19 protein-coding genes and 2 tRNA genes are annotated in these 21,768 nt (G+C 68.1%); 11 read left to right on the top strand and 10 right to left on the bottom strand.

The window, feature by feature from the left end:
* Positions 1 to 136: 136 nt before the first annotated feature.
* Together K344_RS21195 and K344_RS0110610 are read left to right on the top strand one after the other, a co-directional pair.
* Positions 137 to 1,387: an ATP-binding protein gene (locus K344_RS21195; protein ID WP_084197263.1), complete on the top strand. Its 1,251-nt coding sequence runs from the start codon at positions 137 to 139 to the stop codon at positions 1,385 to 1,387.
* On the top strand, positions 1,377 to 1,922 hold the full coding sequence (locus K344_RS0110610; RefSeq protein WP_028080655.1) for a response regulator transcription factor: 546 nt from the start codon (positions 1,377 to 1,379) through the stop codon (positions 1,920 to 1,922). The genes K344_RS21195 and K344_RS0110610 overlap by 11 nt, the downstream gene beginning before the upstream one ends.
* Before the next feature lie 3 nt (positions 1,923 to 1,925).
* Here K344_RS0110610 and K344_RS21190 read toward each other — a convergent pair whose 3' ends face one another.
* From K344_RS21190 to K344_RS21185, 3 genes are all read right to left on the bottom strand, one after another.
* Positions 1,926 to 2,915, bottom strand: coding sequence for a hypothetical protein (locus K344_RS21190; RefSeq protein ID WP_051362118.1), 990 nt, complete (start codon positions 2,913 to 2,915; stop codon positions 1,926 to 1,928).
* A complete protein-coding gene (locus tag K344_RS0110600) occupies positions 2,912 to 3,133 on the bottom strand; it encodes a hypothetical protein (RefSeq protein ID WP_028080654.1) in 222 nt (73 codons plus the stop codon). Before K344_RS0110600 ends, K344_RS21190 begins: the two co-directional genes overlap by 4 nt.
* A 455-nt stretch (positions 3,134 to 3,588) precedes the next feature.
* Positions 3,589 to 4,629, bottom strand: coding sequence for a prolyl oligopeptidase family serine peptidase (locus tag K344_RS21185; protein ID WP_051362117.1), 1,041 nt, complete (start codon positions 4,627 to 4,629; stop codon positions 3,589 to 3,591).
* Positions 4,630 to 4,862: 233 nt separating this feature from the next.
* Between K344_RS21185 and recA the strand changes: the two genes are divergently transcribed.
* Together recA and K344_RS0110585 are read left to right on the top strand one after the other, a co-directional pair.
* Complete coding sequence (recA, locus tag K344_RS0110590) at positions 4,863 to 5,888, top strand: recombinase RecA (protein WP_028080653.1); 1,026 nt, start codon at positions 4,863 to 4,865, stop codon at positions 5,886 to 5,888.
* Positions 5,863 to 6,432 carry a regulatory protein RecX gene (locus tag K344_RS0110585; RefSeq protein WP_028080652.1) on the top strand — a complete coding sequence of 190 codons (570 nt, stop codon included), beginning with the start codon at positions 5,863 to 5,865 and terminating at the stop codon, positions 6,430 to 6,432. Before recA ends, K344_RS0110585 begins: the two co-directional genes overlap by 26 nt.
* Here the strand turns inward: K344_RS0110585 and K344_RS0110580 are convergent.
* Entirely contained in the window at positions 6,386 to 7,381 is a 996-nt protein-coding gene (locus K344_RS0110580) for a patatin-like phospholipase family protein (protein WP_028080651.1), read from the bottom strand. The two genes, K344_RS0110585 and K344_RS0110580, sit on opposite strands and share 47 nt — an antisense overlap.
* Before the next feature lie 158 nt (positions 7,382 to 7,539).
* On the opposite strand from K344_RS0110580, the gene alaS reads away from it, so the two are divergent.
* From alaS to K344_RS0110550, 6 genes are all read left to right on the top strand, one after another.
* The gene (alaS, locus tag K344_RS0110575; protein ID WP_028080650.1) at positions 7,540 to 10,185 is read left to right on the top strand and encodes an alanine--tRNA ligase; all 2,646 of its coding nucleotides are present in this window, start codon (positions 7,540 to 7,542) and stop codon (positions 10,183 to 10,185) included.
* Between the two features lie 84 nt (positions 10,186 to 10,269).
* Complete coding sequence (locus K344_RS0110570; RefSeq protein ID WP_028080649.1) at positions 10,270 to 11,499, top strand: aspartate kinase; 1,230 nt, start codon at positions 10,270 to 10,272, stop codon at positions 11,497 to 11,499.
* 91 nt (positions 11,500 to 11,590) lie between these two features.
* Complete coding sequence (gene csrA, locus K344_RS0110565) at positions 11,591 to 11,794, top strand: carbon storage regulator CsrA (RefSeq protein WP_028080648.1); 204 nt, start codon at positions 11,591 to 11,593, stop codon at positions 11,792 to 11,794.
* A gap of 147 nt (positions 11,795 to 11,941) precedes the next feature.
* Positions 11,942 to 12,033: transfer RNA gene (locus K344_RS0110560), tRNA-Ser, on the top strand.
* Positions 12,034 to 12,252: 219 nt separating this feature from the next.
* Positions 12,253 to 12,329: transfer RNA gene (locus K344_RS0110555), tRNA-Arg, on the top strand.
* 335 nt (positions 12,330 to 12,664) lie between these two features.
* Entirely contained in the window at positions 12,665 to 13,687 is a 1,023-nt protein-coding gene (locus K344_RS0110550; protein ID WP_028080647.1) for a class 1 fructose-bisphosphatase, read from the top strand.
* A gap of 60 nt (positions 13,688 to 13,747) precedes the next feature.
* On the opposite strand, the gene K344_RS0110545 is transcribed toward K344_RS0110550, so the two are convergent.
* The 6 genes from K344_RS0110545 to K344_RS0110520 form a co-directional block, all read right to left on the bottom strand.
* Positions 13,748 to 14,659 carry a DnaJ C-terminal domain-containing protein gene (locus K344_RS0110545; protein WP_028080646.1) on the bottom strand — a complete coding sequence of 304 codons (912 nt, stop codon included), beginning with the start codon at positions 14,657 to 14,659 and terminating at the stop codon, positions 13,748 to 13,750.
* A gap of 156 nt (positions 14,660 to 14,815) precedes the next feature.
* Positions 14,816 to 15,445 (bottom strand): CoA transferase subunit B, encoded by a 630-nt coding sequence (locus tag K344_RS0110540; protein WP_028080645.1) that lies wholly within the window; start codon positions 15,443 to 15,445, stop codon positions 14,816 to 14,818.
* A gap of 3 nt (positions 15,446 to 15,448) precedes the next feature.
* Positions 15,449 to 16,162 carry a CoA transferase subunit A gene (locus tag K344_RS0110535; protein WP_028080644.1) on the bottom strand — a complete coding sequence of 238 codons (714 nt, stop codon included), beginning with the start codon at positions 16,160 to 16,162 and terminating at the stop codon, positions 15,449 to 15,451.
* 22 nt (positions 16,163 to 16,184) lie between these two features.
* Positions 16,185 to 18,167, bottom strand: a complete 1,983-nt coding sequence (locus K344_RS0110530) for an acetyl/propionyl/methylcrotonyl-CoA carboxylase subunit alpha (RefSeq protein ID WP_028080643.1) — start codon at positions 18,165 to 18,167, stop codon at positions 16,185 to 16,187.
* Positions 18,168 to 18,187: 20 nt separating this feature from the next.
* Positions 18,188 to 19,795 carry a carboxyl transferase domain-containing protein gene (locus K344_RS0110525; RefSeq protein ID WP_028080642.1) on the bottom strand — a complete coding sequence of 536 codons (1,608 nt, stop codon included), beginning with the start codon at positions 19,793 to 19,795 and terminating at the stop codon, positions 18,188 to 18,190.
* Between the two features lie 12 nt (positions 19,796 to 19,807).
* Positions 19,808 to 20,971 (bottom strand): isovaleryl-CoA dehydrogenase, encoded by a 1,164-nt coding sequence (locus K344_RS0110520; RefSeq protein ID WP_028080641.1) that lies wholly within the window; start codon positions 20,969 to 20,971, stop codon positions 19,808 to 19,810.
* A gap of 132 nt (positions 20,972 to 21,103) precedes the next feature.
* On the opposite strand from K344_RS0110520, the gene K344_RS0110515 reads away from it, so the two are divergent.
* On the top strand, positions 21,104 to 21,757 hold the full coding sequence (locus K344_RS0110515; RefSeq protein ID WP_028080640.1) for a TetR/AcrR family transcriptional regulator: 654 nt from the start codon (positions 21,104 to 21,106) through the stop codon (positions 21,755 to 21,757).
* Positions 21,758 to 21,768 lie beyond the last annotated feature (11 nt).

Raw genomic sequence — 21,768 nt, 5'->3', positions numbered from 1 at the left:
GATCCGATTCAAGTTCATTGTGGCCGGATCGATAAACTGTCGCTCCCTTGCAGCGGGAGCGGACGTGCCCTTACGCCAAGCCGTCGTCGGACGTTCATTGATCGCCTCCGCCGGCGAGACCGTCGGCCAGCAGAACATGCTGCAGCTGATCCAGCTGCGCTGGATCGCCGTGGTCGGGCAGATCCTGACGATCGGCTTCGTCGAGTTCGTGTTCGGCGTCGCCCTGCCGCTGCTGCCGATGCTGCTGGTGGTTTCCGGCCTCGTCGTACTGAACCTGTTCAGCCTGCTGCGGCCGCGCGCGCAGGGCGACGTCAGCAATGGTGCGCTGTTCGCCGGCCTACTGGTCGATGTCGCCGCGCTGACGGCGCTGCTCTATTTCAGCGGCGGCGCGACCAATCCCTTCGTCTTCCTCTATCCGCTGCAGGTCACGCTGGCCGCCGTGCTGCTCGAGGCCTGGTCGACGTGGACCCTGGTCGCGATCACCAGCCTCTGCTTCGCCGGACTCACGCTGTTCTATGTACCCCTGCAGCTGCCGTCCGGCAGCCACGAGGAACTGTTCCAGCTGCACATCATCGGCATGCTGATCTGCTTCGTGATGGACGTGGCGCTGCTGGTCGTGTTCATGACGCGCATCAACCGCAATCTGCGTGCGCGCGATGCGCGTCTCGCCGATCTGCGCCAGCGCGCCGCCGAGGAGGATCACATCGTGCGCATGGGCCTGCTCGCCTCGGGCGCCGCGCACGAGCTCGGCACGCCGCTGGCGACGCTGTCGGTCATTCTCGGCGACTGGAAGCGCATGCCGGTGTTCCGCGAATCGCCGGAACTGCTCGCCGAGATCGAGGACATGCAGGCCGAGGTCAAGCGCTGCAAGACCATCGTCACCGGCATCCTGCTGTCGGCCGGCGAGGCGCGCGGCGAGCATCCGGAAGTGACGACGATCGCCGCCTTCTTCGACGATCTGGTCGAGGACTGGACGGCGACGCGGCCGGTGCGCGAGCTGGCCTACGAGCTGCAGATCGACGACGACGAGCGCAGCATCGTCTCCGATTCCGCGCTCAAGCAGATTCTCGGCAACGTGCTCGACAACGCGCTCGAGGCTTCGCCGGACTGGGTCGGCTTCAAGGTGTCCGGCGACGACGATTCGCTGACGCTCGCGGTGCGCGATCGCGGCCCCGGCTTTGCGCCGGAGATGCTCGCGCAGCTCGGCAAGCCCTACCAGTCGAGCAAGGGCCGGCCGGGCGGCGGACTGGGCCTGTTTCTCGTGGTCAACGTCGTGCGCAAGCTCGGTGGCCGCGTCGAGGCGCGGAATGTCGAAGGCGGCGGCGCGATGGTGACGCTGCGCCTGCCGCTGGCGGCGTTGTCGATCGGAGATCGCGGTGAACGATGAAGCGCCCAAACTGCTGCTGATCGTCGAGGACGACGCGGCGTTCGCGCGCACGCTGAAGCGTTCCTTCGAACGGCGCGGCTGGCGCGTGCTGCTGGCGGCCGCGCCCGACGAGGTGCGCGCGCTGCTGGCGCAGGAGACGCCGGGCCACGCCGTCGTCGATCTCAAGCTCGGCCCGGCCTCGGGACTGTCGGTCGTGCAGGTCCTGCACGAGCACGACGCGGCGATGCGCGTCGTCGTGCTGACCGGCTTCGCGAGCATCGCCACGGCGGTCGAGGCGATCAAGCTCGGCGCCTGCCATTATCTGGTCAAGCCCTCCAACAGCGACGACATCGAGGCGGCCTTCGTCGCGCAGCCGGGCAATGTCGACGTGCCGGTCGCGGCGCGGCCGACCTCGATCAAGACGCTGGAGATGGAGCGCATCCACGAGGTGCTGGCCGAGACCGGCTTCAATATCTCGGAGACGGCGCGCCGTCTCGGCATGCATCGCCGCACCCTGGCGCGCAAGCTCGGCAAGCGCTTCGTGCCGCAGGAGTGAGTTTCAGCGGCGGGCGCGGCGTCGCCTGGGCGCGTCGCCGGCGAACACCGGCCGCAGGGCCTCCGGCCACGCGAAGCCGGCGAGCCGCGCGAACGTGGCCTCGCCGCCGCCCGGCCGGATCAGGGCCTTCACGGCGGCGAGCAGGCCGGGATCGAGCGCGGCAAGCACGGCGTGCAGATTGTGCAGCGCCTGCGCATCGTCGATGCAGTCGACCACCGGCAGCAGCGATGGCCACAGCTGCTGCGCGTCGGTGATGGCGATGATGCGCGCCACGCTCGCCGTTTCCTGCTTCAGCGCCAGTTCGCCGAAGGCGCGGCGCCAGCGCGGTTCGAGCGCGGCGATCAGCGACAGCGCCTCCGGCCACAGCGCGCCGTCGTCGGCGATGGCCGCGGCGATGATGCCGCCGAAGCGCGCTGGCGGCAGCTGGTCGATGACGCGGTTCAGGCGCGCGCGGTCCTCGGCGTAGAACGCGACCTTGAGCAGGGCGGCGTCGTCGGTGATGCGCTGCATGGTCGCCGCCAGGGCGTCGAGGCTCAGGATGTCGACGAAGCGGCCCATGGTCACGTGCTCGCCGCGCCGCGCGAGTTCGAGCGAGACGGACACCACGCGCGGCACCGGAATCGCCTCGACCACCGGCCGCGCGCGGCGCGGATCGAGTTCGATGCAGACATCGGCGAGGAAGTCGTCCGGCAGGCGCCGGGCGATGTCGACCGCCGTGTCGACCGGCAGCAGGCCGGCGATGCGCGCGCAGAGCAGCGGTCCGAGGCTCTTTTCGGCGATCAGCGCGGTGATGGCGCCCGGCACGAGGCGCGTCGCCGCGGCGATGCGCTGCAGGTATTCGCGGTCGGCGTCGTAGAGCATCGCCGTCGCGCGCTCGCGCAGCTGGCGCAGCGCCTGCACGTCGATCGTCGCCAGATAGCCGAAGTCACCGCCGTCATCGCCGAGCAGACGGGCGAGGCGCGCGATCTCGGCGCGGATCTGCAGCTGGCTCATGGGACGCCGAGCACTTTCTTGACGGCGCCGCGCAGCAGCAGCGGCACGTGCCGCAGCGCGCTTTCGGTCGCCGCGCTCATCTGTGCGCGCTGTCGATGACGCGCGCGCTGCAGGGCGGCGGCCAGATGCTCGAGCGTACCGTCGTCGAGCTGCGTCAGCGCGTCCGGCGCCGGCGCGCCCAAGGCGCGCGTGACCGGCTGTAGTCGGCTCGAGGCCATGTGGTTTCTCCCCGGAATGTTGTGGCGAATGGCTGGGCTAAAAGAAGGCGGCCTTGCGGCCGCCGAAGAACACACATCCCCAACCCTTCCAATGCGGCTCGTTGCTCGCTCCGCGTGCGGTCCGTCGCATGCGGGCGACGTCCGGTCGACGGTCTGGCGGAGCGCTCGCGGGCGGCGGCGATCGAGGCCGCGGCGTGCTGCATGGGCGTATGACTCTCCTCGCTGCCGGGCTTTCCCGCGCGTCCTGGGACGCCGCCGGGCCCGTCGTTCTGTGTCGGCGCAAGGTAAGAGAGGCCGTCGCGAGCGTCCTTGGCTGCAGCGGACGCCCGACATGGCGGCAGAGTCAGTGCGGCGTCGCGGCGAGGCGGCCCCGGGCAGGGGAACGCAGGACGCGCGTCGGTGTGCGGTGCGCCCTCGACAGCACGGCGGCGCTAGCGAGCGCTGGCCAGCGCTCGCTAGCGCTGGTCGTCCCTGAAGAAATCCCAGATCGCGTCGGTCGCGGCAAAATCGTGCGAGGTGCGGCCGAGGCGCAGCTTGGCGTCGGCGTCGTTGCCTTCCGGCCAGGTATGGCCGCCGCCGTTGACGGTGTAGAGCCGCACGGCGGCGCCGGAGCTGCAGACCTCGTTGTACGCGAGCGTGGTCGTGGTGCCGTCGTTCGCCGAATCGGCGATGTTCTCGGTCAGCACGCCGGACGGGTCACAGCCGTTGGTCTTCTGCCAGCGCGCGAAGGTCTCGGCCGCGGACAGCAGGCCGAAGCGCGCGTTGTAGAGGACCAGCGGATCGTTGGTGCCGAGGATCAGCGTCATCGGCACCGCGCGGCTCGGCTTGCAGACGGCATCCTCGCTCTTGTGCATGGTCGCGACCACCTGCGCCGCCGCCGAAACCATCTCGGCGTGTTCGCAGACGAAGCGGCTGGTCATGAAGCCGCCGTTCGACATGCCGGCCATGTAGATGCGCTGCGGGTCGATCGGATGCTGGGCGATCGCGTTCTGGATCACCTTGACGAGATAGCCGACGTCATCGATCGACTTGCTCGACGACGGGTCCTCGTTCCAGCTGCGGTTCTCGGCGGTCGGCAGGATGACCCAGGCGCCGTGCGCGGCGGCGAGATCGCCGGCGTGCGTCAGGTTGGCCATGGCCTTCGGCGTGCCGCGTCCGAAATGCAGCAGGATCACGGCCGGTGCCAGGCCCGGCGCATCGGCCTGCGGGCGGATCACCAGCGAGGTGCGGCCGACGCCCTGATGGACGATGGTCTCCTCGAAGCTCGTCGTGCCGTCGGTCGGTTCGAGGTAATCGGCCGCCAGCTTGGCCGCGGTTTCGGCGAAGGCGGCTTCCATTTGCGCCATCGAGGCCGCGAAAGCGGCGCGCGTCTGCTGCAGCGAAGCCTGCAGGGCGGCGGTGGTCTGCGCCAGGCCGTCGAGCAGACCGGCGTGCGCGGCGGACGACAGGCACAGCAGGGCCGCGGCAGCGAGCCCTTGCGAACGAATGGACAACATGCAAACTCCCCAACCGGCCGGGCCGGCTCATCCCCTTAGTTATGCGCGTAGTGTAGGCAATTTCCTGCCCGGCGGTCGGCGGCGAGCTGAGGCGGTCGGCACCGCGCGACGGCCGGCGCCGACATTCTGTGGGACAATGCACACATTCCCGGCGGCAGATCGCGCAGGCTCAGGTTCTGAGCCCGTGCCGGCCGACACTACGCCGACTCCTACAACAAGCTGACTGAGACGCCATGGACGAAAACCGCAAGAAGGCCCTCGAGGCCGCGCTTTCACAGATCGAAAAGCAGTTCGGCAAGGGTGCGATCATGAAAATGGCCCCCGGCGAGCAGGCGCGCGACGTCGAAGTCGTGTCGACCGGTTCGCTGACGCTGGATACGGCGCTCGGCATCGGTGGCCTGCCGCGCGGCCGCGTCGTCGAGATCTACGGCCCGGAATCGTCGGGCAAGACCACGCTGACCCTGCACGCGGTCGCCGAATGCCAGAAGGCCGGCGGCGTCGCCGCCTTCATCGACGCCGAGCACGCGCTCGACGTGCAGTACGCCGCCAAGCTCGGCGTGAAGATCGAGGACCTCGTCATCTCGCAGCCGGACACCGGCGAGCAGGCGCTCGAGATCGTCGACATGCTGGTGCGCTCGAACAGCGTCGACATCATCGTCATCGACTCGGTCGCCGCCCTCGTGCCGAAGGCGGAAATCGAAGGCGAGATGGGTGATTCGGTGGTCGGCGTGCAGGCGCGCCTGATGTCGCAGGCCCTGCGCAAGCTGACCGGCAACATCTCGCGTTCGAAGTGCTTGGTGGTGTTCATCAACCAGATCCGCATGAAGATCGGCGTCATGTACGGCTCGCCGGAAACGACGACGGGCGGCAATGCGCTGAAGTTCTACGCCTCGGTGCGCCTCGACATCCGCCGCACCGGCGCGATCAAGAAGGGCGACGAGGTCATCGGCAACGAGACGCGCGTCAAGATCGTCAAGAACAAGATGGCGCCGCCGTTCAAGGAGGCGCATTTCGAGATCCTCTACAACGAGGGCATCTCCAAGCTCGGCGAGCTGATCGATCTCGGCGTCGAGAACGGCATCGTCGACAAGTCCGGCGCCTGGTTCGCCTACAAGGGCGACAAGATCGGCCAGGGCAAGGACAATGCCCGTGCCTACCTGAAGGAGCACGCCGAAGTCGCCGACGAAATCGAGCAGGCGATCCGCGTCAAGCTGAATCCGGAACGCGCCGCGCGTGCGGAAGCGGCCGCCGCCAAGTAAGCGCAGCGGCCGCGAGGCCGGAGCCGGGGACCGCGCCGCGGCCGAGCCGTCGCTCGATCCGGACGCCGCGCGCGCTCGCGCGCTGAAGCTGCTGTCGCGGCGCGAGCACTCCGCGGCCGAGCTCGCACGGAAGCTGCAGCGGCGTGGTGCCGAGCCCGACACCGCGCGCGACACCGTTGCACGCATGCAGGAGGCGGGCTGGCAGTCGGACGCGCGCTATGCCGAGATGCTGGTGCGCAACCGCATGGCCCAGGGTTACGGGCCGCTGCGCATCCGCGCCGAGCTGGCGGCGGCGCGCGTGCCGGACGCCGAGGCGCGCGCCGCGCTCGACGCCGCCGAAGCCGACTGGCCGGCACTGTGCACCGAGCTGCGCGCACGCAAATTCCGTGCGCCGCCGCGCACGCCGGCCGAATGGCAGAAGCAGTACCGCTACCTCGCCAGTCATGGCTTTTCCGCCGAGGCCGCGCGCGCCGCGCTGAAGGCGGCGGGTGGCGACGCTAGTTCAGCGCCGGAGGCGGAAGACTGGGAGTGCCCCGAAGCGTAGCCGCGGCCGGCGGCGGTGCCGGCGCGACCATTGGCGACGGCAGCGGCGGCATCGCCAGGCTTGGCGACATGCGCTCACCGAGCTTGGCGCGGATCGCCGGCATGGCCGCGACCGCGGCGCGCTCGCCCTGCAGGATCGCCATCTGCTTGCTGTCGAAGTTGCTGGAGCTGATGCCGCTCAGATCGGGCGTGATGATGACGTCGGCCTGCGGCAGCTCGGCGTCGCGCAGGGACTGGCCCATGATTTCGAAGGTGCGCATCACCGTGTCGAGCTTGCCGGTGGTCGCGGTGCCGGCCGGCGGCGTGGCGACGTCGACGGCGATGATGAAGGTCGCGCCGAGCTGCCTGGCGTAGCGCACCGGCACCGGACTGACGAGCCCGCCGTCGACGTATTCGAGCGCGCCGATCGGCGCCGGCTGGAACACGCCGGGCACCGACGACGAGGCGCGCACCGCCTGGCCGACGTTGCCGCGCTGGAACAGCACCGCCTGGCCGGTGTCGACACGCGTCGCCACGCAAGCGAAGGGAATCTTCAGCTGCTCGATCGGCGTGTTGTGCACCGCCTGGTTGACGAAGTTCTGCAGCGCCTCGCCGCGAATCAGGCCCTTGCCGAACATCGACCAGTCGGTGATCGTCGCGCGGTCCAGCTCGAAGGCCATCTGCTGCAGGTCGAAAGCGTTGTAGCCGTAGGCGTAGAGCGCGCCGGCGACGCTGCCGGCGCTGGTGCCGACGATGAGATCCGGCTTCAGGCCCTGCGCGTCGAGCATCTTCAGCACGCCGATGTGCGCGAAGCCGCGTGCGCCGCCGCCGCCGAGCACGAAGGCGATCTTCGGCGGCGGCGGTGGTTCCGGCGCGGGCGGCGGCGGTTCCGGCGGCGGCCTTGGTGTGGCGCAGGCGGCGCAGACGGCGATCAGCAGGAAGGCGAGCGTGCGGAGGGGCGTCGGATTCATGGTGCCCCGGATTCTACGGAAGCCCGGCCGCGCGGACATGAATGACTGACGGCGCGGGCGCGGCGCACGCCGGCGCGTCGTGGTATGGCGGGGCAATGGCTACTTGTTTACCATAACGCCCCTTTTTGTGTCCCGAATCATTCGTCCAGGCCGCACCGATGACCAGCAACGAGCTGCGCGCGAAATTTCTGGATTTCTTCCGGAGCAAGGGCCACACGATCGTGCCCTCGTCGCCGCTCGTGCCCGGCAACGACCCGACGCTGCTCTTCACCAATGCCGGCATGGTGCAGTTCAAGGACGTCTTCACCGGCCAGGACAAGCGCCCGTACACGCGCGCGGCGAGCTCGCAGAAGTGCGTGCGCGCCGGCGGCAAGCACAACGATCTCGAGAACGTCGGCTACACGGCGCGGCATCACACTTTCTTCGAGATGCTCGGCAACTTCAGCTTCGGCGACTACTTCAAGCCGGACGCGATCGCCTACGCCTGGGAATTCATCACCTCGCCGGCGTGGCTGGGCATCGACAAGAGCCGCCTGCTGGTGACGGTCTATCACGAGGACGACGAAGCCTACGGCATCTGGAAGGACCGGATCGGCGTGCCGACCGAACGCATTGTGCGCATCGGCGACAACAAGGGCGCGCGCTACGCCTCCGACAATTTCTGGGCGATGGGCGACACCGGCCCCTGCGGCCCGTGCACCGAAATCTTCTACGACCACGATCCGGACGGCAGCAAGGGCATCTGGGGCGGCCCGCCGGGATCGGCCGAGGAAGACGGCGATCGCTGGATCGAGATCTGGAACGTCGTCTTCATGCAGTTCGAGCGCGGCGCCGACGGCAGCATGGCCAGGCTGCCGGCGCCGAGCGTCGACACCGGCATGGGCCTCGAGCGCATCAGCGCGCTGATGCAGGGCACGAACGACAACTACCAGACCGACACCTTCCGCCACCTGATCGGCGCGGTCGCCAGGCTCGCCGGCCAGCAGCCCTACGCGAACGCCTCGCAGAAGGTCATCGCCGATCACATTCGCGCGACCGCGTTCCTCATCGCCGACGGCGTGCTGCCCTCGAACGAAGGCCGCGGCTACGTCCTGCGCCGCATCATGCGCCGCGCGATCCGCCACGGTTACAAGCTGGGTCTCAACGAGCCGTTCTTCCACAAGCTCGTCGCGCCGCTGGCCGAGATCATGGGCGCCGCGTATCCGGAATTGAACGGGAAGCGCGCGCTGATCGAGAAGGCGATCCGCGCCGAGGAAGACAGCTTCGCGATCACGCTCGACAAGGGCATGAAGCTGCTCGACGACGCCATCGCCAGGCTTTCCGGCGACACGATTCCGGGCGACGTCGTCTTCAAGCTCTACGACACCTACGGCTTCCCGCTCGACCTCACCGCCGACATCGCGCGCGAGAAGAACCTCAAGCTCGACGAGGCCGGTTACGAGCGCGAGATGGACGCGCAGCGCGAACGCGCGCGCGCCGCGAGCAGCTTCAAGTCGGCCGGCACGCTGGTCTACGAAGGCGCCGAGACCTGCTTCATCGGCTACGAAGGCCTGAACGGCGAGGGCAAGGTGCTGGCGCTGTACCGCGACGGCCAGTCGGTGTCCGAGCTGAAGGCGGGCGAGGCCGGCGTCGTCGTGCTCGACGAAACGCCGTTCTATGCCGAATCCGGGGGCCAGGTCGGCGACCGCGGCACCTTGAGCACGGCTGCTGCACGCTTCGAGGTGCGCGACACGCAGAAGCTCAAGGGCAGCGTGTTCGGTCATCACGGCGTGCTGAACGGCGGCGCGCTGAAGGTCGGCGACACGGTCAAGGCCGAGGTCAGCGACAGCGTGCGTCGCGCGACCATGCGCAACCACTCGGCGACGCACCTGCTGCACCGCGCGCTGCGCGACGTGCTCGGCACGCACGTGGCGCAGAAGGGCTCGCTGGTCGACGAACAGCGCACGCGCTTCGACTTCTCGCACAATGCGCCCGTGACGGCGGACGAGATCGCCGAGATCGAGAACCGCGTCAATCGCGCCGTGCTCGCCAACGTGCCGGTGACGGCCGAGGTGATGAAGTACGACGACGCGATCAAGGCCGGCGCCATGGCCTTGTTCGGCGAGAAGTACGGCGACGAAGTGCGCGTGCTGGCGATGGGCCAGGGCGACAACAATTTCTCGACCGAGCTGTGCGGCGGCACACACGTTTCGCGCACCGGCGACATCGGCCTGTTCAAGATCGTATCGGAAGGCGGCGTCGCCGCCGGCGTGCGCCGCATCGAGGCGATCACCGGCGAGAACTCGCTGGCCTATCTGCGCGGCCTCGACGGCAAGCTGAAGAAGGTCGGCGAACTGGTGCGCGGCAACGCCGACGACGTCGACGCCAAGGTCGAACAGCTGATCGAGCGCAGCAAGCAGCTCGACAAGGAAATCGCCGCGCTGAAGGGCAAGCTGGCGTCGAGCGCCGGTTCCGATCTCGCCGCGCAGGCGCAGGACATCAAGGGCGTCAAGCTGCTCGCCGCCAAGCTCGACGGCGTCGATGGCAACGACCTGCGCACGCTGATGGACCAGCTCAAGAACAAGCTCGGTTCCGGCATCGTCGTGCTCGGCAGCGCCAACGGCGACAAGGTGAGCCTCATCGCCGGGGTCACCGCCGATCTGACCGGCAAGGTCAAGGCCGGCGAGCTCGTCAACTTCGTCGCGCAGCAGGTCGGTGGCAAGGGCGGCGGGCGTCCCGACATGGCGCAGGCTGGCGGCACGCAGCCGGCGCAGCTGCCGGCGGCCATCGCCTCGGTGCCGGGCTGGATCGAAGCCAAACTGTAGGGCGGGAGCCGCGACGCGAATCCCGCCTTCCGCACGGCGAGAACGGCGGGATGCTCCCGCTCTACGAAAGCAGAAACTGGAAACATGGCACTCATCGTTCAGAAGTACGGCGGCACCTCGATGGGCTCGGTCGAGCGCATCGAGCACGTCGCCGGCAAGGTCGCGAGCTGGCGCGCGAAGGGGCATCAGGTCGTGGTCGTGGTCTCGGCGATGTCCGGCGAGACCGACCGCCTGCTCAAGCTCGCCAAGTCGATCGCGCCGCGCGGCAACCAGCGCGAGTTCGACCAGATCGCCGCGACCGGCGAGCAGGTGACGATTGGCCTGCTGGCGCTGGCGCTCGAGAAGGCTGGCGTGCCGGCGCGCTCGTACACGGGCTGGCAGGTGCCGATCCGCACCGACAGCGCCTACATGAAGGCGCGCATCCAGGATATCGACGCCACCCGGCTGCGCGCCGACTGCGAAGCCGGCATCGTGCCGGTCGTCGCCGGCTTCCAGGGCATCGACGAGACCGGCAGCGTGACCACGCTCGGCCGCGGCGGCTCGGATACCACGGGCGTCGCGCTGGCCGCCGCGCTGAAGGCCGACGAATGCCAGATCTACACCGACGTCGACGGTGTCTACACGACCGATCCGCGCGTCGAGCCGAAGGCGCGGCGCCTCGACAAGATCACCTTCGAGGAAATGCTCGAACTGGCGAGCCTCGGCTCCAAGGTTCTGCAGATCCGTTCCGTTGAATTCGCGGGCAAGTACAAAGTTCCGCTGCGCGTGGTGTCGACCTTCGTCGACGGCCCCGGCACCCTGATCACGCTTGAGGACAGCACGATGGAAGAACCGCTCATCTCCGGCATCGCGTTCAACCGCGACGAGGCCCAGCTCACCGTCGCCGGCGTGCCGGACCGTCCGGGCATCGCCGCGGCCATCCTCGGTCCGGTCGGCGACGCCAACATCGAGATCGACATGATCGTGCAGAACATCGGCGCCGACGGCACGACAGATTTCACCTTCACCGTGCACCGCAACGACTACGAGCGCACGCAGGAGATCGCCCGCAAGCTGGCCAGCGAACTCGGCGCCAAGGGCGTGAAAGGCGCATCGGACATCGTCAAGGTCTCGCTGGTCGGTGTCGGCATGCGCAGCCACGCCGGCATCGCCTCGAAGATGTTCAAGGCGCTGGCCGCGGCCGGCATCAACATCCGCATGATCTCGACCTCCGAGATCAAGATTTCAGTCGTGATCGACGAGATGTACCTGGAACTGGCGGTCCGCACGCTGCACAAGGCCTTCGGGCTGGAAGAGGCGCGCGAGCCGACGTAAGGCGCTTATCCACAGGCGAAAGTACTCGAATGGGGATAGCTTTCTGGCAGGGGAGCTCTGAAACTAAAACGAGTGTTCAAGGAGGGAACCCATGCTCATTCTGACCAGGCGCGTAGGCGAGACGGTGGTGATCGGCGATGACATCGTCGTGACCGTCCTCGGGGTCAAGGGAAACCAGGTGCGCATCGGCGTCAAGGCGCCGCGCGATGTCGCCGTGCATCGCGAAGAAATCTTCGAGCGCATCAAGCGCGAGGACGACGAAGGCAACAAGGCCGCGTCCGCGGCAGCGGCCTGAAGTCATCGCTGCCGCGTGCCGAGCCGCTCGCTGCTCGGCAGCAAAGTTTTTCTTTTCTTTCGCAAACTACATCGTTAGAATTGCGCCCCTCGCCGGGCCATACTCCGGTGAACGAGTGAGCCGGGCCTAGCTCGGCCTTGCAGTCCCGGAGTGATGGCCGAGTGGACGAAGGCGCACCCCTGCTAAGGGTGTATACGGCTAAAACCGTATCGAGGGTTCGAATCCCTCTCACTCCGCCAGTCCTTCGCTAAGGGGCCGCCGGCTTTTTAGCGAAGGACAGATGTAGAGGTTTCGAACCCTCCGGAAACGAAGGGTTCGTGCACGACGCGAAGCGTCGTGCGTTGTTCGGAAGCCTGGCTTTCGAACAATCCTGGAGTGAAGCGGAAGGACGAGGCGCAGCCGAGCCATCCCTCTCGCTCCGCCAGTTTTTACTGCAGTACCGAACACAAGGTTAGTGTGCGCCCGTAGCTCAGCTGGATAGAGCACTTGGCTACGAACTAAGGGGTCGGAGGTTCGAATCCTTCCGGGCGCACCATTTATCCAAACAAAAAGCCCTGCCATGCAGGGCTTTTTGTTTGGATTGCCAGGTTCACCGTCAGGATTCGAACCTCCGACAGACTATGCGTGGTTCGACGATCCGGCGCAGCCGGATCGCATGCGCCGCAGGCGCACCCGCAGGGCGAGGCGCAGAGCGCCGAGTGCATCCTTCCGGGCGTCCTTGCGGAGATGCCCATCGAAGTCAGGCGCGCTTGCGCGCCGATGCAGCATGCCCTGACAACGCCGCCGCCGCGCATCCCGCTTTCCAAAGCCGTCGCCAGCCGGGACAATAGCGCCCTGCCGTTCCCCCGCCGACGAGACTGACCGCCGCCCATGACGCCGCCGAACAAGCCCATCGCCCTGACGCGCTTCTTGATCGAGGCACAACGTGCCGGCCACATCACCGCCGACCTGCGCCTGCTGATCGAGGTCGTCGCGCGCGCCTGCAAGGCGATCTCGCACGCGGTCAACCGCGGCGCGCTTGGCGGCGTGCTCGGCGACGCCGGCACCGGCAACATCCAGGGCGAGGCGCAGAAGAAGCTCGATGTGCTCTCGAACGAGATTCTCATCGAGGCGAACGAGTGGGGCGGCCATCTTGCCGGCTTCGCGTCCGAGGAGGAGGACGATTTCGTCGAAGTGCCGAACGCCTATCCGAAGGGCAGGTACCTGCTGCTGTTCGATCCGCTCGACGGCTCGAGCAACATCGACGTCAACATCAGCGTCGGCACCATTTTCTCGGTGCTGCAGTGCGCGGACGGCATCGACAAGCTCGAAGCCAGGCACTTCCTGCAGCCGGGCAGCAAGCAGGTCGCCGCCGGCTATACGACCTATGGGCCGAGCACGATGCTGGTGCTGACCGTCGGTCATGGCACGCATGCGTTCACGCTCGATCGCGAACTCGGCTCGTTCCTGCTCACGCAGCGCGACATGAAGATTCCGGAGGACACCAAGGAATTCGCGATCAACATGTCGAACCAGCGCCACTGGTTCCCGCCGATGCAGAAGTACGTCGCCGAACTGCTGGAAGGCAAGACCGGCCCGCGCGGCAAGGACTTCAACATGCGCTGGGTCGCGTCGATGGTCGCCGACGTGCATCGCATCCTGACGCGCGGCGGCATCTTCATCTACCCGCGCGACCGGAGGGAACCGGACAAGCCGGGCAAGCTGCGCCTGATGTACGAAGCCAATCCGATGAGCTTCATCGTCGAGCAGGCCGGCGGCGCCGCGACCGACGGCATGCGGCGCATCATGGACATCCAGCCGGACAAGCTGCATCAGCGCGTCGCCGTCTTCCTCGGTTCGAAGAACGAGGTCGAAGTCGCGACGCGCTATCACCGCGAAGCGGGAGGCCCGTAACGCCGCGACGCAGGAAAAAAGCCCCGCTCCCGCGGGGCTTCTCGAGGTGGGCGGCGCGGATCAGGCGCGCGGATTGAAGTTCGCGAAGCGCTCGGCCATTTGCGTGTAGAACGCGCGCTCGTCGTCGTTGGTCGCCGGCGGGGTCGTGATCTGCAGCTGCACGAACTGGTCGCCGGCCGTCTTGCCGGGCAGGCCGCGGCCCTTGAGGCGCAGTTTCTGGCCGCTGCGCGAATTCGCCGGCAGATTCAGTTCGACGCTGCCGCCCAGCGTCGGCACGGCGATCTTGCCGCCGAGCGCGGCTTCCCAGGGCGCGACGCTGACCGTCACCGTGATGTCGCGGCCGTCGAGCTTGAATTGCGGATGCGGCGCGAATTCGATCTCCAGCAGCAGATCACCGCCCTGCGTGCCCTGGCCGGCGAGGCGGATGGTCTGTCCGGCTGTCACGCCCTGCGGGATGCGCACATTGAGCGTGCGGCCACCGATGCTGATCTGCTTCTGCGCGCCCTGGTACGAATCCTCGAGCGCGATCGCCAGCCGCGCGCGCGTGTCCTCGGCTTCGTCGAAGTCCTGGAAGCCGCCGCCGCCGAAGCCGCCGGCATTGCCCATGCCGCCGAACAGCTGCGAGAAGAAGTCGGAGAAGCCGGCGGCGCCGGCGGCGCCGCCGAAGCCCGCGCCGCCGCGGGCGCGGCCGAAACCCGGTCCGCCCTGGCCGAAGCCGCTCCAGCCGGGCGGCGGCGTGAACTGCTGGCCCGCCTTCCAGTTGGCGCCCAGCGTGTCGTAGGCCTTGCGTTTCTCGGCGTCGCTGAGCACTTCGTTGGCTTCGTTGATCTCCTTGAAGCGCTCTTCGGCGCCGGCGCCCTTGTTCTTGTCCGGATGGAACTCGCGCGCCAGCTTGCGATAGGCGCGCTTGATCTCCTCGGCCGAGGCCGAGCGGGGGACGCCGAGTACCTTGTAGTAGTCCTTGTATTCCAAGTCAGTGGCCAGCCTTGAGTGAGAGCGACGACGGCGCCGGCGCTGCCGCATACGTTAGCAAACGCCCGCCGCCGGCCGGCGCCCCGAATCGCCCGGGGCGGGCCGACTGCGCAGAAATGGGGGCTTTCGGCCGCCGCTCAAGCGGCCGGCAGCCGCTCAGCGCGCGATCGCCGCCCCGGTCCTGGCCTGCAGCGCCTCGAAGTCGACGCCCGGCGCGAGCTCGACGAGCTGCAGGCCGTGCGGGGTGACGTCGAGCACGCCGAGTTCGGTGATGATGCGATCGACGACGCCGACGCCGGTCAGCGGCAGGTCACAGGTCTTGAGAATCTTGTGCGCGCCGCCCTTGGCGGTGTGCTCCATCAGCACCACGACCCGCTCGACGCCGGCGACCAGATCCATCGCCCCGCCCATGCCCTTGACCATCTTGCCGGGGATCATCCAGTTGGCCAGATCGCCCTTCTCGGACACCTGCATGGCGCCGAGGATCGACAGGTCGATGTGCCCGCCGCGGATCATCGCGAAGGAATCCGCGCTGGAGAAATAGGCGCTGCCCGGCAGTTCGGTGACGGTCTGCTTGCCGGCGTTGATCAGGTCGGCATCGACCTGGTCCTCGGTCGGGAACGGGCCGATGCCGAGCAGGCCGTTCTCCGACTGCAGCCAGACATCGATGTCGGCCGGGATGTAATTGGCGACCAGGGTCGGCAGGCCGATGCCCAGGTTCACGTAGAAACCGTCCCGCAGCTCGCGGGCGGCGCGCTGCGCCATCTCTTCTCGGGTCCAGGCCATGTCTCAATTCTCCCGGATCGTGCGCTTCTCGATGCGTTTTTCAGGGTGCGGGTTGTGCACGATGCGCTTCACGTAGATGCCCGGCGTGTGGATCTGGTCCGGATCGAGCGCGCCGGTCTCGACGATCTCCTCGACCTCGGCGATGCACAGCTTGCTCGCCGTCGCGCATATCGGATTGAAGTTGCGCGCCGTCTTGCGGTAGACGAGATTGCCGGCGCGGTCCGCCTTCCAGGCCTTCACCAGCGACAGGTCGGCGCGCAGGCTCCGCTCCATCACATACCACTCGGGCTCGCCGTGGGCGTCCGGAAACTGCCGCGTCTCCTTGCCCTCGGCGACCAGGGTGCCGTAGCCGGTCTTGGTGAAGAAGGCCGGGATGCCGGCGCCGCCGGCGCGCAGCTTCTCGGCCAGCGTGCCCTGCGGCGTGAATTCGAGCTCGAGCTCGCCGGCCAGGTACTGGCGCTCGAACTCCTTGTTCTCGCCGACGTAGGACGAAATCATCTTCTTGATCTGCCGCGTCGCGAGCAGCTGGCCGAGACCGAAGCCGTCGACGCCGGCGTTGTTGGAGATGACGGTCAGGTTCCGGCAGCCGCTGTCGCGCAGCGCCGCGATCAGCGCCTCCGGAATCCCGCACAGCCCGAAGCCGCCGACCGCCAGCGTCATGCCGTCGTCGACCAGCCCCGACAGCGCCGCCGCGGCGCTGGGGTAGAGTTTGTTCATCTTGCCGTTCCTCCGTGCCTGCTCACGAGGCGAGTTCGAAATCGACCAGTTCGACGCCGTCTTTCACCTGATCGCCGACCGCGCAGAGATAGGCGACGACGCGGCCCCTGGCCGGCGCCAGCAGCGTGTGCTCCATTTTCATCGCTTCCATCACGACCAGCGCCGCGCCTTTCTCGACCTCGCTGCCGACCGTCGCCGCCAGTGCGACGATCTTGCCCGGCATCGGCGCGACGAGGCCGCCATGCACATCGGCTTCCTCGCCGGCATGCGCGAGACGGTCGATGCGCTCGATGACATGATGCGCGCCGGCACTGAAGACGTGCAGCTGCTCGCCGAGGCGCGCGACGCTCGCGGTGAAGCGCTCGGCGCCGACGAGGTACTGGTTCTCGCCGTGCGCCGCCGCCGGCGCACCGTCGATCTGCAGGCCATCGTCGCCGTAGCGCAGGCTCAGCGTCGTTGCCGTCTCGCCGCCGCGGAACTCGAGGCGCCGCGTCAGCGCGCCGTTGAGGCGCCAGCCGTCGGCCTCGCTCCACGGCGAATGCGGATCGCTCGGCGGCGTCCGGGCGCGCGCCGCCGCGGCTTCCTGCCGCGCGCACCACAGGCTCGCCGCCGCGTAGGCCGTGGCCGGCACCGGCGCCGGGCCGGGCAGCAAGGCGGCGCTGTCGCGCGCGATCAGGCCGGTATCGACGCGGCCGGCGCGGAACTCGGCATGGCCGATCAGGCGCGCCAGGAACGCAATATTGTTGCCGACGCCGGCGATCTCGAATTCGCCGAGCGCGCGCAGCATGCGCTCGATCGCACGTTCGCGCGTCTCGTCCCAGACGATCAGCTTGGCGAGCATCGGATCGTAGTGCGGACTCACTTCGTCGCCCTCGTCGACGCCGCTGTCGATGCGCACCTGTTCCGAAGCCTGCGGCGCGCGGAAATGCGCGAGGCGGCCGATCGAGGGCAGGAAGCCCTTTTCCGGTTCCTCGGCGTAGAGGCGCACCTCGATCGAATGGCCGCGCAGCGGAATCTGCGCCTGCGTCAGCGGCAGCTTCTCGCCGTTGGCGACGCGCAGCTGCCACTCGACGAGATCGAGGCCGGTGATCATCTCGGTCACTGGATGCTCGACCTGCAGGCGCGTGTTCATTTCCATGAAGTAGAAGTTCATGGCGGCGCCAGCCGGCTCGACGATGAACTCGACCGTGCCCGCCCCGACGTAGCCGACCGCGCGCGCGGCCTCGCAGGCGGCGCGGCCCATCTCGGCGCGGCGCTCTGCCGTCATACCCGGCGCCGGCGCTTCCTCGACGACCTTCTGGTGGCGGCGCTGCGCCGAACAGTCGCGCTCGTACAGGCTGACGATGTTGCCGTGCGTGTCGCCGAATACCTGGATCTCGATGTGGCGCGGGCGCACGAGATACTTTTCGATCAGCACGCGCGCATCGCCGAACGAGGCGCTCGCCTCGCGCTGGCAGGAAGCCAGGCTGGCGGCGAAGTCCTCCGGCTTCTCGACGATGCGCATGCCCTTGCCGCCGCCGCCGGCGCTGGCCTTGATCAGCACCGGATAGCCGATCGCATCGGCCTGCTGCTGCAGGAAGGCCGCATCCTGGTTGTCGCCGTGATAGCCCGGCACCAGCGGCACCTTCGCCGTCTGCATCAGGGCCTTGGCGGCGGACTTGGAGCCCATCGCGCGGATCGCGCCGACCGGCGGCCCGATGAAGGCGATGCCGTTCTCGGCGCAGGCCTGCGCGAAGGCCTCGTTCTCGGACAGAAAGCCGTAGCCGGGATGCACGGCCTGCGCCCCCGACTGCTTGCAGGCTTCGATGATGCGATCGATGCGCAGATAGCTGTCGCGCGAGGCGGCCGGGCCGACGCAGTAGGCCGCGTCGGCGAGGCGCACGTGGCGCGCGTTCGCGTCGGCCTCCGAGTAGATCGCGACGGTGGCGATACCGAGCCGGCGGCAGGTACGCATGATGCGGCAGGCGATCTCGCCGCGGTTGGCAATCAGGATTTTGTTGAACATGGCCCGGGGTCCGTCGACGACTACATGCGAAACACGCCGAAGCGCGTCTGGGCGATCGGCGCGTTCAGCGCCGCGGAAATACCGAGGCCGAGCGTGCGGCGGGTCTGCGCCGGATCGACGATGCCGTCGTCCCACAGGCGCGCCGTCGCGTAGTACGGATGGCTCTGCAGCTCGAACTGCCGGCGCGTCGGCGCCTTGAACCTCTCCTCGTCCTCGGCGCTCCAGGTCTTGCCCTGCAGTTCCAGGCCGTCGCGGCGCACGGTGGCGAGCACGCTCGCCGCCTGCTCGCCGCCCATCACCGAGATGCGCGAGTTCGGCCAGCTCCACAGGAAGCGCGGCGAATAGGCGCGGCCGCACATGCCGTAGTTGCCGGCGCCGAACGAGCCGCCGATCAGCACCGTGAACTTCGGCACCTGCGCGGTGGCGACGGCGGTGACCATCTTGGCGCCGTCCTTGGCGATGCCGGCGTTCTCGTACTTGCGGCCGACCATGAAGCCCGAGATGTTCTGCAGGAACAGCAGCGGAATGCCGCGCTGCGCGCACAGCTCGATGAAGTGCGCGCCCTTCTGCGCCGACTCCGAGAACAGGATGCCGTTGTTGGCGACGATGCCGACCGGGTAGCCGTGGATGTGCGCGAAGCCGGTGACCAGGGTGGCGCCGTAGCGCGACTTGAACTCGTCGAGGCGCGAGCCGTCGACGATGCGCGCGATGATCTCGCGCACGTCGTAGGGCTTGCGCGTGTCGGCCGGCACCACGCCGTAGATCTCGCGCGGATCGTAGAGCGGCGCTTCCGGCGTCTGGACGTCGACGCTCGCCGGCTTGCGGATGTTCAGGTGCGAGACGATGTTGCGCACGGTGGCGAGCGCATGGTGATCGTTCTCGGCGAAATGGTCGGCGACGCCGGAGATGCGCGTATGCACGTCGGCGCCGCCGAGGTCCTCGGCGCTGACGACTTCGCCGGTCGCCGCCTTCACCAGCGGCGGGCCGCCGAGGAAGATCGTGCCCTGGTTCTTGACGATGACGGTCTCATCGCTCATCGCCGGCACGTAGGCGCCGCCGGCCGTGCACGAGCCCATCACGCAGGCGATCTGCGGAATGCCCAGCGCCGACAGATTGGCCTGGTTGTAGAAGATGCGGCCGAAGTGTTCCTTGTCCGGAAACACCTCGTCCTGCATCGGCAGGAAGGCGCCGCCGGAGTCGACCAGATAGACGCAGGGCAGGCGGTTTTCCCTGGCGATCTCCTGCGCGCGCAGATGCTTCTTGACCGTCATCGGGTAATAGGTGCCGCCCTTGACGGTGGCGTCGTTGGCGACGATCACGCATTCGCGGCCGCTGACGCGGCCGATGCCGGCGACCACGCCGGCGCTCGGCACCTCGTCGCCGTACATGCCGTGCGCGGCGAGCGGCGACAGTTCGAGAAAGGGCGTGCCCGGGTCGAGCAGGGTCTCGATGCGTTCACGCGGCAGCAGCTTGCCGCGCGCCGTGTGCCTGGCGCGCGCCGCCTCGCTGCCGCCGAGCGCGGCCCTGGCGGTGACGGCGCGCAGATCGTCGACCTGCTTCTGCAGCGCCGCGGCATTGGTCTTGAACTCGTCGGAGCCGGTGCGCAGTTTGGATTGAATGACGGGCATTCCGGTCGTCTCTCACTTCGTTTCGTTGAACAGCTCGCGGCCGATCAGCATGCGGCGGATTTCCGAGGTGCCCGCGCCGATCTCGTAGAGCTTGGCGTCGCGCCACAGGCGGCCGGTCGGGTACTCGTTGATGTAGCCGTTGCCGCCGAGCGTCTGGATCGCCTGGCCGGCCATCCACGTCGCCTTCTCGGCGGAGTAGAGGATCGCGCCGGCGGCGTCCTTGCGCGTGGTCTCGCCGCGGTCGCAGGCCTTGGCGACGGCGTAGACGTAGGCGCGGCAGGCGTTGAAGCCGACGTACATGTCGGCGAGCTTGCCCTGCATCAGCTGGAACTCGCCGATGCTCTGGCCGAACTGCTTGCGCTCGTGGATGTACGGCACGACCACGTCGAGGCAGGCGGCCATGATGCCGAGCGGGCCGCCGGACAGCACCACGCGCTCGAAGTCGAGACCCGACATCAGCACCTGCACGCCGCGGCCGAGCGCGCCGAGCACGTTCTCTTCCGGCACTTCGCAGTCCTGGAACACCAGCTCGCAGGTGTTGCTGCCACGCATGCCGAGCTTGTCGAGCTTCTGCGCCGTCGAGAAGCCCTTGAAGCCCTTCTCGATGATGAAGGCGGTGATGCCGCGCGGGCCGGCGCCGACGTCGGTCTTGGCGTAGACGATCAGCGTGTCGGCGTCGGGGCCGTTGGTGATCCACATCTTGTTGCCGTTGAGCACATAGCGATCGCCTTTCTTGTCGGCGCGCAGCTTCATGCCGACGACGTCGGAGCCGGCGCCGGGCTCGCTCATCGCCAGCGCGCCGATGTGCTCGCCGCTGACCAGCTTCGGCAGGTATTTCTGCTTCTGCGCGGCGTTGCCGTTCTTGCGCAGCTGGTTGACACAGAGATTCGAGTGCGCGCCGTAGGACAGGCCGATCGCCGCGCAGGCGCGCGAGATTTCTTCCATCGCCACCACGTGCGCGAGATAGCCGAGATCGGTGCCGCCGTATTCTTCCTCGACGGTCAGGCCGAGCAGGCCCAGTTCGCCGAACTTCCGCCAGAGCCGGTTGGGGAAGGCGTTGTCGATATCGGCCTGCGCCGCCAGCGGTGCAATTTCCCTGGCGGCGAACTGCCAGCTCAGCTCGCGCAGCTGGTCGACCTCCGCGCCGAGATCGAAATTGAGGGATGTCATGCTCATCGACAGGCTCCTCCGCCTTGGGGTATGGAGCGCTGCACGGCCTGCGGCCCGCGCGCAAAGTGCGGCGACTATACGGCGCTTCCTTGAAGAAGTGAAGTATGATTCACAAATATACGGGAGATTCATTTTTTTATGGCGTACCGACGTTCCCCGCTGATGCAGGAGCGGCTGGCCGACAACCGCGAGCGCATCGTGTTGGCGACCCGCAAGCTGATCGCGCGCGGCGGCTTCCGCGAGGCATCGATCGCCGCGGTGGCGCAGCTGGTCGGTCTGTCGACCGGCGCGATCTATCGGTACTTTCCGTCCAAGGCGGAACTGTTCGTCGAGGTGCTGACCAATGCCGTGTCGCACGAATGCGGCATCCTCAACGACATCATCGCCGGCGATGCGACGGCCACCGAGCGGCTGCGCGCCGCGGTCGAATCGTTCGCGTCGCGCGCGCTCGAAGGGCCGCACCTGGCCTACGCCTTCATCGCCGAGCCGATCGATCCCGAGGTCGACGCCGCGCGCATCGTCTGCCGCCGCCAGTTCGGCGCCGTGTTCGAGAAGGTGCTGCGTGCCGGCATCAAGTCGGGCGAGTTCGCGCCGCAGGCGGCGGACGTCACCGCGGCCTGCATCGTCGGCGCATTCACCGAGGCGCTGATCCGGCCCGTGACTTCGACGTCGACGCCGGCCGAGGCGCGCAAACTGGTTCGCGCGATCGCCGAGTTCTGCGTGCGCGCCGCGGTCGGTGGCGGCGCCCCGGCAGCGACGGGCGCTGCGCGATCGCCGCGCAAGAAGGCCTGAGCGAGCGGTGC

The sequence above is a fragment of the Solimonas soli DSM 21787 genome (assembly GCF_000474945.1).
GTDB lineage: Bacteria > Pseudomonadota > Gammaproteobacteria > Nevskiales > Nevskiaceae > Solimonas > Solimonas soli.
Note: the sequence above shows the minus strand (reverse complement) of the source record. Positions and strands in the feature narration are given on the sequence as shown.

What these genes read in the sequence shown, in the direction of transcription:
- K344_RS21195 (WP_084197263.1), top strand. Translation starts at nt 137, where the DNA reads ATGCTGCAGCTGATCCAGCTGCGCTGGATCGCCGTGGTCGGGCAGATC.
- K344_RS21190 (WP_051362118.1), bottom strand. Translation starts at nt 2,915, where the DNA reads ATGAGCCAGCTGCAGATCCGCGCCGAGATCGCGCGCCTCGCCCGTCTG.
- K344_RS0110600 (WP_028080654.1), bottom strand. Translation starts at nt 3,133, where the DNA reads ATGGCCTCGAGCCGACTACAGCCGGTCACGCGCGCCTTGGGCGCGCCG.
- K344_RS21185 (WP_051362117.1), bottom strand. Translation starts at nt 4,629, where the DNA reads ATGTTGTCCATTCGTTCGCAAGGGCTCGCTGCCGCGGCCCTGCTGTGC.
- recA (WP_028080653.1), top strand. Translation starts at nt 4,863, where the DNA reads ATGGACGAAAACCGCAAGAAGGCCCTCGAGGCCGCGCTTTCACAGATC.
- K344_RS0110580 (WP_028080651.1), bottom strand. Translation starts at nt 7,381, where the DNA reads ATGAATCCGACGCCCCTCCGCACGCTCGCCTTCCTGCTGATCGCCGTC.
- alaS (WP_028080650.1), top strand. Translation starts at nt 7,540, where the DNA reads ATGACCAGCAACGAGCTGCGCGCGAAATTTCTGGATTTCTTCCGGAGC.
- K344_RS0110570 (WP_028080649.1), top strand. Translation starts at nt 10,270, where the DNA reads ATGGCACTCATCGTTCAGAAGTACGGCGGCACCTCGATGGGCTCGGTC.
- csrA (WP_028080648.1), top strand. Translation starts at nt 11,591, where the DNA reads ATGCTCATTCTGACCAGGCGCGTAGGCGAGACGGTGGTGATCGGCGAT.
- K344_RS0110550 (WP_028080647.1), top strand. Translation starts at nt 12,665, where the DNA reads ATGACGCCGCCGAACAAGCCCATCGCCCTGACGCGCTTCTTGATCGAG.
- K344_RS0110540 (WP_028080645.1), bottom strand. Translation starts at nt 15,445, where the DNA reads ATGGCCTGGACCCGAGAAGAGATGGCGCAGCGCGCCGCCCGCGAGCTG.
- K344_RS0110535 (WP_028080644.1), bottom strand. Translation starts at nt 16,162, where the DNA reads ATGAACAAACTCTACCCCAGCGCCGCGGCGGCGCTGTCGGGGCTGGTC.
- K344_RS0110530 (WP_028080643.1), bottom strand. Translation starts at nt 18,167, where the DNA reads ATGTTCAACAAAATCCTGATTGCCAACCGCGGCGAGATCGCCTGCCGC.
- K344_RS0110525 (WP_028080642.1), bottom strand. Translation starts at nt 19,795, where the DNA reads ATGCCCGTCATTCAATCCAAACTGCGCACCGGCTCCGACGAGTTCAAG.
- K344_RS0110520 (WP_028080641.1), bottom strand. Translation starts at nt 20,971, where the DNA reads ATGAGCATGACATCCCTCAATTTCGATCTCGGCGCGGAGGTCGACCAG.
- K344_RS0110515 (WP_028080640.1), top strand. Translation starts at nt 21,104, where the DNA reads ATGGCGTACCGACGTTCCCCGCTGATGCAGGAGCGGCTGGCCGACAAC.